This window comes from Psychrobacter sp. PAMC 21119 (assembly GCF_000247495.1).
In the GTDB taxonomy this organism is placed as follows: Bacteria; Pseudomonadota; Gammaproteobacteria; order Pseudomonadales; family Moraxellaceae; genus Psychrobacter; species Psychrobacter glaciei.
Genome location: NZ_AHVZ01000041.1, coordinates 175,764 through 188,831, shown reverse-complemented (window position 1 = coordinate 188,831; position 13,068 = coordinate 175,764). Strand labels below are relative to the sequence as shown.

At 44.0% G+C, this 13,068-nt stretch carries 7 protein-coding genes; all 7 read right to left on the bottom strand.

What is annotated here, in order from left to right:
• Positions 1 to 47: 47 nt before the first annotated feature.
• A complete protein-coding gene (locus RH96_RS14180) occupies positions 48 to 2,537 on the bottom strand; it encodes a site-specific recombinase (protein WP_010201963.1) in 2,490 nt (829 codons plus the stop codon).
• A 277-nt stretch (positions 2,538 to 2,814) separates the two neighbouring features.
• Positions 2,815 to 4,599, bottom strand: a complete 1,785-nt coding sequence (locus RH96_RS14175; protein ID WP_010201962.1) for an acyl-CoA dehydrogenase C-terminal domain-containing protein — start codon at positions 4,597 to 4,599, stop codon at positions 2,815 to 2,817.
• A gap of 560 nt (positions 4,600 to 5,159) precedes the next feature.
• Positions 5,160 to 6,953: an acyl-CoA dehydrogenase C-terminal domain-containing protein gene (locus tag RH96_RS14170; protein WP_010201961.1), complete on the bottom strand. Its 1,794-nt coding sequence runs from the start codon at positions 6,951 to 6,953 to the stop codon at positions 5,160 to 5,162.
• A 379-nt stretch (positions 6,954 to 7,332) separates the two neighbouring features.
• On the bottom strand, positions 7,333 to 9,045 hold the full coding sequence (locus tag RH96_RS14165) for a putative bifunctional diguanylate cyclase/phosphodiesterase (protein WP_037033780.1): 1,713 nt from the start codon (positions 9,043 to 9,045) through the stop codon (positions 7,333 to 7,335).
• A gap of 366 nt (positions 9,046 to 9,411) precedes the next feature.
• Complete coding sequence (locus tag RH96_RS14160; RefSeq protein WP_010201955.1) at positions 9,412 to 10,284, bottom strand: 16S rRNA (uracil(1498)-N(3))-methyltransferase; 873 nt, start codon at positions 10,282 to 10,284, stop codon at positions 9,412 to 9,414.
• Between the two features lie 205 nt (positions 10,285 to 10,489).
• Positions 10,490 to 11,338: a methylenetetrahydrofolate reductase gene (locus RH96_RS14155; RefSeq protein WP_026037400.1), complete on the bottom strand. Its 849-nt coding sequence runs from the start codon at positions 11,336 to 11,338 to the stop codon at positions 10,490 to 10,492.
• A 13-nt stretch (positions 11,339 to 11,351) separates the two neighbouring features.
• Complete coding sequence (gene ahcY, locus RH96_RS14150; protein WP_010201952.1) at positions 11,352 to 12,776, bottom strand: adenosylhomocysteinase; 1,425 nt, start codon at positions 12,774 to 12,776, stop codon at positions 11,352 to 11,354.
• Positions 12,777 to 13,068 lie beyond the last annotated feature (292 nt).

The following is a 13,068-nucleotide window of genomic DNA, read 5'->3' as shown; positions in this document are numbered from 1 at the left end:
CAGCTCATTAACTGGGGCGTGCCATCAAAACCACCAAAACTACCCATTTAACTGGGCAGATTGGGTGGTTTTTTCGGTTTTGGCAGTGGGGTTTTGGCATCGCCAGCACCTTTGCTATCAGAGTCAGTATTGTCTGCCTCATCACGGCTTATTTCATTACTACTAGTCGCAAAGCTATCAAGCGTATTAGTGCTTCTATCATATTGAATATCATCGGTGTACGGCACACTATTGAGGTTGTCATCCATCAGACCATCATCGAGATCGATCACTTGTTTGGCCATGGTTGGATGGACGGTGCTATACGCTTCACGACTAGTCATCTCAGGATCAAAACTACTGTCTGATGTTTGATTGTCATATTGTATGTCGGTCACTGCTGGATCATTTTTCATACTGCCTTGCATGGATTTGGGCAATATTTTTACGTCCGATAAGCGGCGCACAACGTAATTAGCAGGTATAGGCTTGCCACCTTTTTGCCCTGAAGTATCATCAAATATCATACGACCTTGGCTATCGATGCGCGCATATTTCATCGGTTTGTCGCGTGGCCAAAAAAAGTCAGATGGGTGACTGATAATATGACCAAAAACCAATTTGGTCAGACGTCCCCATTCAAAGAAGCGCACTTCTTTTGAGCGTAGTGCCACGAATAAGGCGAGGGAAAAGCTGACCATCAAGTTGACGATACCGATAAGAGCAACACCAAGAATGGACAGTAAGATGACGTTCCAGCTTATATCATCAGCGGACATGTTAAACAGTCCATGCGCCAAGTTGGCTGAGGCAAAAGCAATGTGGCGAATATCAATTGGTAAGCCGAAGATAAAGCCGATAGTGGCAGTGCTGCCTAAGAACACCCCGAATAAAAAGTTGCCCATGATGGCACCCAAATTCGCTTCTACAAAGCCACCAAAGCGCTGTAGCCATGATTTAGGCAAAAGGATTTTGAGTAACTTATGCCGCTGTATACGTGCGCCCACATGGTTATAAACCGCTAAGTTGTCATAATAACCAGCAATCAGACCCGATAAAAATAAATAGACACCAGCAATGGCAGCATGGGGAAGGGCGAGCGAGCGAAAAGGATCAAGATCATGTAAGAGATGCCCAGCCTTCTCAGTATCAATCATCGGCGTGCCTGTATATTGCAGCCAAGCAAAAGAGATAATAAGAGCGACCGGTACCGCTAGCATTACATTACCCATGATAGCGACAAACTGGGTACGTAAAATATCGACCACCAATTCTGACAGCTTGGTTAGCTGATGAGACTTCTTGCCAGAGCCATCCGATATAGTGGAGGCAATAGCCGCCGCCGTCATGGCGGGCTGCTTAGTAGCAACGGTACCGCGAATGACATGAATAAAGACAAAACCCAAGCCATAAATCATGCTATTGATAAATGCCCGACCCATTGGTGCGAGGGCTAAATGATAAGCCAATATCTTGGTGGTCGCCATAAAAGCAATGATAAAGCCACCGATAGAGGCCTTTTTAAACATCTTCTGATAACCAGATTTATCGGTGCTAATGTAATGCTCACCGACACGGCTCGCGTTTTCAGTCACTTTGCGCGAGAGCAGTTTGGTATTATTATCAATCAAATAGCCGATACTATAGCGACGATTGGCAGTGGTAATCAGCGTTTGTATCAGTTCAATGACGGCCAGATCACGCTTGTTATAATCATCAGTCACCAGTTCAGTCAAGATACGCATACGCTGCAAGCTTTGGTCGAGGCGCAGCATCATATTGGTCAGTCGAATAGAAATACCCGTCTTATAAATACGTTTGCGAACCGTGGCAACGATATCCTCGCATTGCTCAATCATGACAAGCAACGGCGCTGGATCGACAGCTTTTTCGGGGGTGATATCAGTCAAGGTATCAAGCTCGTGCGCCTGCCTATATTGATTGACAAATAAGACCGCCTCTTGATTTTGCGCCACAAAAGAGGCTGAATAGTTCAGCATTTGCGGGTAAGAATCCATCAAGTCAGGATGCAAGCCAAGACCGCTGATGCGATAAGATAAAATGATAATCGCGTTTAAAATACTGTTTTTCGCCGTGGCGACTAGATCTAAGTGTTCTTCTTTGACTCTCAATAATTCAACCAGCTCATCCCATTTTTCTTTATCGATATTGGCCAACCAACGCTCATCAGAACGCTTATTAAATAGGTAACCAACCAACTCAACCACGGAGTCCTCTTGCGGTAGTATTGGCAAAAGTCGATGGCCAACTAAACGGCGCAAACTATTAAAAAATCCCTGATCTGACATAATGCCAGTATCGGTATAGAGTGCAATTTGCCGGTACTGGATAATGAGCTTTAATACAAAGCTGGCAAGGCCGTCACCATATTCTGGATGCTGACGAATGACATCAATGAGGTTCTGAATATTATCATTGGCCAAGACAGGCTCTTTTTCAGTGACCCGTAGCTCATCTATTAAGCGTTTTAGTACCGCAGGATCAGGTACATCACTTAGCGCCGTAATCTGCTGTAAAATGCGTTTTAGTTCTGGCACGTCGCATCCTTTATCATGGTGGTTTCAACCGTTTTTATTGTTAGATTTTGAATATTATTATCTGGTATACAATATAGGTTATGACTAAAAGCTTGGTAATACTATGAAGTAACTTAAGCGATAGTTTGCTTTGCGTTATTCTAATCGGAACGATGCATCGATAGTTAATTATTTTGTTAGCAGTTATTTTGAAAATATTTTTGGCAAAAAAAGGGACAGTAGCGAGACTGTCCCTTTTGTCATGATACTTTAATTATTAATTATTAAAAATCGCTGATTAGTTAGCAGGTACATCAAAGTAGTCAAGATCAAAGTTCATCATAGGATCGCTACCTGCTTGCACCATTTGCGCATGCGCATCGATACGTGGCAATACACGACCAACGAAGTAGTCAGCAAGCTTGGCTTTGTTCGTGTAGAACTCGCCTTCTTGACCGTCAGCAGCTTCAACCATCAACGCAAACATATACGAGTAGCACAGGTAGCCAAAGGCATGCATGTAGTCAACGGCACAGCCATTGATTTCATTTTTACGTTCGCCAATGTTGCTTAGCACAGTTTTAGTCAATGCTTCAATCGTATCGGCGGCATCTAGGGTGGCTTGTTTGATGCCGTGATTGGCTTGCATATTATTGACAAAATCACGAATTTCACCTAAGAAATGAGTGATATACTTGCCGTTATTACGCGCCACTTTACGACCTAGTAGGTCAAGGGCTTGAATGCCATTGGTGCCTTCATAAATCTGGGCAATGCGCGTATCACGAACGATTTGTTCCATACCCCATTCGCGGATATAGCCGTGACCACCAAATACTTGCTGACAATCAATGGTGGCTTCTAATGCTTTGTCCGTCAAAAATGCTTTGGCAACTGGAGTCAGTAGAGCAACGCGAGCGGAAGCCGCTTTGGCTGCTTCTGGATCGGTACTAAACTTTTCTTCATCCAGATTCTTGGCGACATACATGGCAAAGCAACGTGACGCTTCAGTATTGGTCTTAGCATTTAACAACATGCGGCGTACATCGGCATGATGGATAATCGCATCCGCAGGTTTCTCTGGGCTTTGCAACTGGGTATCACTACGACCTTGACCACGATCATTGGCATAAAGTGTCGCATTTTGATAGGCAAGCTCAGCACCACCAAGGCCTTGTAGACCCATAGTGACACGCTCATAGTTCATCATGATGAACATAGAAGACAGGCCTGTATTTTCGGCACCAACCATCCAGCCTTTGGCACTATCAAAGTTCATCACACAAGTGGCAGATGCTTTGATACCCATTTTGTGTTCGATAGAACCGACAGCCAATGTATTGCGTTCACCCAAGCTGCCATCTTCATTGACCAAGAATTTTGGTACAACAAATAGCGAAATGCCTTTTGAGCCTTCTGGTGCATTGGGTGTTTTTGCCAATACTAAATGAATAATATTTTCAGTTAGATCGTGCTCACCGCCCGTGATAAAAATCTTAGTACCAGAGATGTCATAGCTGCCATCATCGTTAGGTACGGCTTTGGTCTTGATGATGCCTAAGTCAGTACCCGCATGTGGCTCTGTTAAGCACATAGTGCCAGCCCATTCGCCGTTGTACATTTTTTCTAGATAGGTTTGCTTTTGCTCTTCAGAGGCCGCTGCATTTAGGCAAAGCGTCGCGCCTACAGTCAGGTTAGGGTAAAGGGCAAACGATTGGTTAGCGGTAAAAACCATCTCTTCGGTGAGCATGGTCACCATTTTTGGAAAGCCTTGACCACCGTATTCAGAGTTACCGCTTAAGCCAACCCAGCCTGACTCAGCATACTGCTTATATGCTTCTTTAAAGCCTGTTGGGGTAGTGACAACGCCATCACCCTGAAAAGTAGCGCCTTCTTCATCGCCACTACGGTTGATGGGTAGCAGAACGTTTTTGGTCAGTTTTGCCATTTCTTCTAAAATCATATCGACAGTGTCCATGTCAACATGAGCCAAATTGTCGTTGTTTTGCCAAAATGCATTCGCATTAAAAACATCATTTAAGATGAAGCGCATGTCATTAAGAGGGGCATTATAAACAGCCATCAGCAGTCCTTTGGTTCAAATGAATAAAAATTAAATACATTAGGGTCTGTTGAACATTCAAATGTGGCACTGGCGGTGGCTATTTTTTAGACAATACACAGTGAAATTTTTGACGCCTAGTCATTCTAGGTTAGACAATTTCGCCATGTATTGGCAAAAAATAGTCCCGCCCCGAAGGGCTGATGCTAAAATCGCACCAAACGTTGTTATAAACCTAGCTAAAGTCTCGACATTATCGTCGGTTTACGCCTAGTTTGATGCTATTTTAGCGATCAGCAGTCCGAATATTTGAATGTTCAACAGACCCTAAGATTATCGGTTGTTCTTTTTGAGTTAACCTTAATGGCTAATAGCTAAAGTTTAGCAAATTAGAGGCTTAGCTTGTGTATTTCTTCGTGAATTGTGCGTACACCAAAAACATTTATCATGCGAAATAATGGCTTTAATAGGCTTAAAAGGAATTGATAATAGGCAAATCGGCAACATACTTTGGTATGTTGCCGATCGAAATTACGATAGTGGTGCTAATTCAACAAATCTTTGATAAATTGATGGCTTACTTAAAAGGCAAATTGATCAACATCCATCGACATGTACGGCTCAACACCAGTGCTGATGCGCTGTACGTGTGTGGTGGTACGTGGAAGCAATTTAGCAAAATAGAACTGAGCGGTCTTGATTTTAGCATCATAGAACGCAGGCTCGCTGCTGCCATCAGCAATAGCAGTTTGTGCCACAAGTGCCATACGTGCCCATAAATAAGCCAGAGTCACGTAACCACTGAAGTACATGTAATCAACCGCTGCACCGCCTACTGCTTCAGGGCTTTCAGTGGCTTGCATGCCAATGCGCGCTGTTAAGTCGCCCCATTCTTTTAGATGCTTGACCAGTGGACGGATAAATTGACCCATCTCATCATTTTCTTTGTTTTCATCACAGAAGTCTTGGATGACTTTGACAAAGTTTGCAAGCAGCTTACCTTGTGAACCCAATACTTTACGGCCCAATAGATCAAGTGCTTGGATTTCAGTCGTACCTTCGTATAAGCAAGCAATACGCGTATCACGGACGTTTTGTTCCATACCCCATTCACTGACAAAACCGTGACCACCATAAACCTGCACACCATGGTTTGCCGCTTCTAAACCAGTCTCGGTCAAGAAGGCTTTAGCAATTGGTGTCAACAATGACAGCATTTGATCAGCAAATTTAAGATCTTCGCCTTCACCTTTTGCGACAGTATCCGCAAAATGTGAGAGATAATATACTAAAGCACGGCCACCTTCAGCAAAGGCTTTTTCGGTCAATAGCATGTTGCGGACCGCTGGATGTACAATGATTGGATCAGCTACTTTTTCTGGTGCTTTGGTACCTGACAAAGAGCGCATGGCCAAACGATCTTTGGCATAAGTCAATGAGCCTTGGAATGCGTACTCTGCTGCAGTCAAGCCCTGAACAGCAGTACCGATACGGGCAACGTTCATGAAAGTAAACATGCACTGTAGGCCGCGGTTTTCTGGGCCAATTAGGTAACCTGTTGCGCCATCGAAGTTGATGACACAAGTGGCAGAGGCTTTAATGCCCATTTTATGCTCAATAGAGCCACAAACGACATTGTTACTATCGCCAACGCTGCCATCTTCTTGAACCGTCATCTTAGGAACGATAAACAATGAGATGCCTTTTGTGCCAGCAGGTGCGCCTGGTAAACGCGCCAATACAATGTGAATAATATTGTCGGTTAAATCATGCTCACCAGCTGAGATGAAGATTTTTTGACCAGTAATGCTATAGCTACCATCTTCTTTTGGTTCAGCTTTGGTACGGATAATACCCAAGTCAGAACCGGCGTGTGCTTCAGTCAGACACATCGTACCTGACCATTCACCGCTGATCATTTTTTCTAAATAGATGTTTTTCTGCTCATCAGTACCATGATGCTCGATGGTTTGGATCGCACCATGTGATAGGCCTGGGTACATAGAGAATGACCAGTTAGCCGTACCAACCATCTCATTGATGACCGTTGATAGTGAAAACGGCATGTTTTGACCGCCGAATTCTTCTTCAGCAGATAAAGCAGGGAAACCAAGCTCACAATACGCTTTATAGGCTTCTTTAAAGCCTTTTGGTGTCGTTACTTTGCCGTTATCAAATTTGCAGCCTTCCGCATCGCCGCTTTGGTTCAATGGTGACAGCTCATTTTCAGCAAAGCTTGCAGCCATTTCAAACAGGCTATCCATTAGCTCTCGGTCTGCTTCTTGAAATGCAGGTAGCGTTTTGTAATGGCTTTCGCTATCGAGTAGTTCATGCATAACGAATTGAATATCACGTAAAGGTGCTTTGTATTGCATAACTTCCTGTCCTTTTGTAATGCAATCAATAATAGCTGGTCGTCCTATGACAGCGCTAGGGTTTAGCGCATGATGCAGGATTGACTATATCCAGATGGTCTGTTGAAGTCGCAGACCTATCTAAGGTATCGATTGCATAAAATAGTATTGAAAAGAATGGTGATTGTTAGAGTCAGTTTGATATTTAGTAAGCTCTAACAAATTCACTATAAAAGATAGGCTTTCATAGGCGATTATACAAGTTTGGTAACAGCACTGATAAGTCATGAACCTACCTTGCATCCGTTATGCAATCAACGTTAGGCGAAAAAAACAATGATAATAATCGACTAAAAAATGGTTGGCTCATTCTCGATTAAAATACTGACTAGGGCGTGTCTCATTTAGACAAATATTGCTGCGTTAACATTTCAGTTGCGATATCAGCAGTCACGGGTTTACTAAACCAATAGCCTTGTCCATATTTACAACCCATGTCTAACAGTAAATCGCGTTGTTGCTTGGTTTCGATACCTTCAGCGATGACCTGCATATCAAGCGCCACCGCTAACTCTAAAATAGCCTTGACGATCGCATATTGGGTACGATCCGTTTCAATCTTAGAGATAAAACTTTTATCGATTTTGATAAAGTCAAAAGGATACTCTTGTAGATAACTTAAAGAGGCATAACCCGTACCAAAATCATCCAGCGCTAAACAAATCCCCAACTCTTTCAGTAAGTTGAGCTGTTTCTTGACATTAGCATGACGCTGTATTAATGAGGATTCTGTGACTTCGATATGCAGTTGATGGGCATGGATGTCGTGCTGCACAAATAAGTTGCTCACCATCTCAAAGAAATCAGGATGGCTAAATTCAGCAGCATCGGCGTTGATACAAATATGTTGATCGAAGCCAAGTTTTTGCCAAATAGACAACTGTTCCGCAATTTGAGTCGCCATTTGTGAGAACAGCTCAAATGACAGTTTGTGCGTGATGATGGCATTCATAAAGTGAACAGGTTTTAGCAGCCCACGAGTGGGATGCTGCCAGCGTACCAGCGCCTCAAAGCCAGTAATAGCCCCAGTATCTAAGGAAAATTTCGGTTGATAATAGGGTACAAACTGAACATCATTGGTGGCAGCTCTAAGCTCTGCTTCTAACTGTAAACTATTGGCAGTTGCCTCATCGATGGTCTTGTTGTACCAACAGATGTCGTCACCACCTTGCTGTTTGACATACTGTAGGGCTTTCTCAGCTTTGGTCAACAACCCTATCATTTCGTAATCATTTTCAGGGAAAAAACTGACCCCGACTGAGATATGACAATAAATGGCTGTATCTTCTGCTGGCTCATTACTGACGAAAAAAGGATGCTCACACATTTGCATCAAGAGGTCTAACTGATTGCGTACGGAATTGGCATCAGTGCATTCAAATAATAAGGCAAAGTCATCACCACCAAAGTGTGAAAAACAATGCAAATCTTCGAGCTTTAAGGTTTTGACTCGTAGTACGAAGCTTTCTATGAGAGTATTAATACCGTCAGGGCCGAGTAGGCTTGCGAGGTTACGATAACGATCAATGTTTAGGCGTACAATCACGACTTCTTGATAACTTTCTAACAATAGCTCACTGGTCTGACTCAAAAAAACCTTGCGGTTGGGCAACCCTGTTAGTTGATCGTAATTGAGTAGATGAGTCATTTGTTTTCTGTCTTTTACGACCGACGACATATCGCGAACCACACCGATATAATAACCCGTTTCTCCTACGTAGATTCTTCGGTAAGTGATATGGCAATTCAGAACTTGTCCATAGCGAGTCGCTATCGAAAAGTCAATTTCATAAAATCCCTTACTGTCTAAATGACTGGTAAGATCATTTAAAATAGCTTGCTCTTCTTTTGATAAAAACTCAGCCGAATATATACCAAGTGGTCGCCCCAGCAAAAAAGATTCACTGTAACCAATCATAATCTCGTAAATAGCATTGACCGACAGATAACGAAAGTTTGCGTCTAAGATAAAGATAGCGTCTTCATATTGCTCACATAACTGTGTCAGCAGCTGCTGCTTATCTGAGAGCGGTAGGATGGTAAAAGTAGTCATAATTGGACTCACTAAGTCAACGTCAAGTCTAAAAAATTGGTCAGTCATTGCTAGCAATAACCACCGTCAGTCATATGGATTACCTAAGCTCAGCGGCTCAAGCTATCTCCCAGTTTGCAAAGCAATAAGAAGCGTTGTATCAGAGCACTTCATTTAACCTAGGGCGTGTCCTCAATCTGGACGAAAGCGACTAAATGGGTTAAAAACGGCTAAATCTTGCCAAACTGCGTCAAACAGCTAGTCAATATCCTGATATTCTCTGCGCTGTTTCCCTTGTTTAGCTGCAATTTGTCTCATTTTTATCACCATTTTCAAAATGAGGACATGCCCTAGCCATCAGCATATATACAGAATGGCGTTTGGTGATTAATGGCTAAGCGCGTGCAACGTTGCCAAGGCGACGACAGGCGCGGTCTCTGTTCGTAGCACGCGATTACCGATCTGCCAAGGCGCAAAGCCTACTGTTTGTGCTTGCACTGACTCATCATTACTGAGACCACCCTCAGGACCGATTAGCAGCTCAATGTAGGGTTTGTCTTGTGTTAGTGCGATTGATAGTGTCTCTGGCTGCAGAGGTTGTCCCGCTGCTGGCACGCTCATCATTAAGCGGCTATCTGCTGGCTGGTTTAATACTTGATAATAAGGGGCTTCACTGAGGGCCGCGACAATAGGGCTAACCGCAGCGCTGACAGATATTACTGTGTCTGTAGCGTCGGTCGCTGAATCACGTAACCAGTCATTGATAGACAGTGGTGCAAGGATAAGAGGAGGGCGATTGAGGCCGCATTGTTCACAGGCGGCGATCGCGATTTGTTGCCAATGTGCCAGCTTTTTTTCGACTTGGGCGGGTTTGAGATTGACTTCGCCATGATGACTGCTGAGGAGCTGAATAGCAGTGACACCAAGCTCAGTGGACTTTTGAATGGCATAATCCATTCGTTCACCGCGACTCATCACTAGTGCTATTTTAGTCAATACAGGGGCGCTGCGGTCATCCGTTGAATGACTGAGCAAAGTAGCCGTTGCATTTTTTTTACTAATTGCTTGTAGCTCTACCTGATATTCGCCGCCAAAGCCATCAAACAAAATACCTTGATCACCGATATTTGCGCGTAATACTCGGCACCAATGATGAACGATGCTGTCTGTTAATTCGACACTAGCACCAATAGATAATGCGCTAAGGGTAGGAAAGGTGGTGTTCAGATCGTTACTGATAGCATAAAAAAAACGTCGCACAGTCGTTTAGTCCTTTAATTGAACAATAATCCCTCTCAACATGTTAGCAGAATATGAGTGGCGGAGGGAAAGGTATTGTCACAGGTATTTGGGAAATAAAACAGGTCATATAGAGCAGTTGTTAAGACAAGATAGATCATAAGTAAAACGAAAAAACTGGCACTCCGAAGAGTGCCAGTCATTTAACAAGAAGTTCAACAAAGGTCTAAGCGGTAAGTCCCAACGCTTCAACCAAACGCTTATTCGGCTCAACCTTATTCATGCTATAAAAATGCATGGCAGGTACACCCTCATTGATTAAACGCTCACATAGACGATATACCACATCAAAACCAAATTCGCGAATGGCTTTGCGATCATCACCAAAGTCAGCCAACTGCTTACGCACATAACGCGGAATATCAGCGCCACAGCTATCGGCAAAGCGTACCAAATTACTTGAGTTGGTAATGGGCATAATTCCAGCCACCAATGGTTGCGCCACTGTATCAATCCCACACTTTTCTAAGGTATCACGCAAATATAAGTAGCTATCAGCGTTATAGAAAAACTGGGTAATCGACGCATTGGCGCCCGCTTGGTATTTATTGACCAAATTGTCAACATCAAACGCAAAGCTACGCGCTTGTGGGTGCATCTCAGGATAAGCGGCCACTTCAATATGGAAGTGATCGCCTGAGTGTTCACGAATGAATTTTACCAAATCGACAGCAAATGGTAGTTCACCCATGCCCACCTGACCTGAAGGCAAGTCACCACGTAGCGCGACTAGGCGCTTGATACCTAAGCTTTTGTAGTGCTCAAGCAATTCAGCGATTTCTGCTTTATCATCACCAATACAAGACATATGCGGCGCAATGTCAGTATCGCCGCGTGCACATAGTGCTTGAACGATATCTAAAGTGCGGTTACGGGTTGAACCGCCAGCACCGTAGGTCACCGAAAAGTACGCAGGTGATAGCTTATTCAGCTCATCATAAGTGCTGAGTAGCTTTTCATGACCCAGTTCGGTTTTGGCCGGAAAAAACTCAAAGGAGAAAGCAGGCTTAGTCAGAGTCTGGCTCCTCTTAGTATTTATAAGCGTCAGGCTTAAATGGACCTTCGACAGGTACACCCAAATATTCCGCTTGTTTATCCGTCAGCTTCGTCAATGTACCGTTAAAACCGGCAACCATAGCAGCAGCGACTTCTTCGTCGAGCTTCTTCGGCAATACTCTGACGTATAAGTTGTCAGTGCGCTCATCAGCTGGCAAGTCAGCAAATTTTTCTTCGAACAAATACATTTGCGCCAATACTTGGTTAGCAAATGAGCCGTCCATCACGCGTGATGGGTGACCAGTGGCATTACCAAGGTTCACTAAGCGACCTTCAGCAAGCAAGATCAAATAATCATTCTCATCATCTGAGCGGAAGATTTGATGCACTTGTGGCTTAATCTCAACCCAGCGCCAGTTGTCACGCATAAACTGAGTGTCGATTTCGGTGTCAAAATGACCGATGTTACAAACGACTGCACCAGGTTTCAGTGCTGCTAGTATATGTTTATCACATACATGGTAGTTACCAGTCGTGGTAACAATCATGTCGGTATCTTCAAGCAGACGCGTGTTGATGTTTTCTGCGCCGCCAGTGTTATCACCGTTAATGTAAGGCGACAATACTTCAAAGCCATCCATACAAGCCTGCATGGCACAGATAGGATCGACTTCTGATACACGTACGATCATGCCTTCTTGACGTAAGCTTTGCGTAGAGCCTTTGCCCACATCGCCATAACCGATGACTAGAGCGCGGCGACCAGCAAGGAACATATCGGTAGCGCGTTTAATGGCATCGTTTAAGCTATGACGGCAGCCGTATTTGTTGTCGTTTTTAGACTTAGTGACCGCATCGTTGACATTGATGGCAGGTACTTTAAGCGTACCTTTGTTTAACATCTCAACTAAGCGATGAACACCAGTAGTGGTTTCTTCTGAGATACCATGGATGCTATCAAGAAGCTCAGCATAGTCGTTATGGATCAATGCAGTTAAGTCACCACCATCATCCAAGATTAAGTTAGTATCCCAAAGCTGACCTGAGGCTTCGCCGCCAACGTGAACTTGCTGACGCAAGCACCATTCATACTCTTCTTCTGTTTCGCCTTTCCAAGCGTAGACAGAAATACCAGCAGCAGCAATCGCCGCAGCAGCATGGTCTTGAGTTGAGAATATGTTACATGACGTCCAACGTACTTCAGCACCTAGCGCGACTAGTGTCTCGATCAGTACGGCAGTTTGGATGGTCATGTGGATACAGCCAGCGATTTTCGCGCCTTTAAGCGGCTGATCGGCTTCGTAGCGACGACGCAGACCCATAAGGGCAGGCATTTCAGCTTCGGCAAGGGTGATTTCACGGCGGCCGTAATCAGCAAGGCTGATGTCAGCGACTTTATAGTCAGTGAAAGAGGGATTGATCGTATGGGCAGATGGTGTAGTAGACACTGCGTCCATAATATGCTCCTATCAGTGGTTAACGTATGATAAAAAGAATAAAAACGCAGGTGCCGTTGTTTGCGCTGTGAGCGACCAAAATAGGGCGCTCTACAGTTAACCGAGCCTAACATAACCTATGATTTGCATGATTTTAGTCTCTCAATGCAATATTCATGGTCATGGCGCAACACCTCTCGGAGGGTGTCATTGTAATAGATGACAGATAAAATGTCACCTACTGGCTAATAGAAATAGTAGACAGCAGTGTTATGTTTGGTTTCAGGTTTTTATGGCCATAAAAAAGGCCATC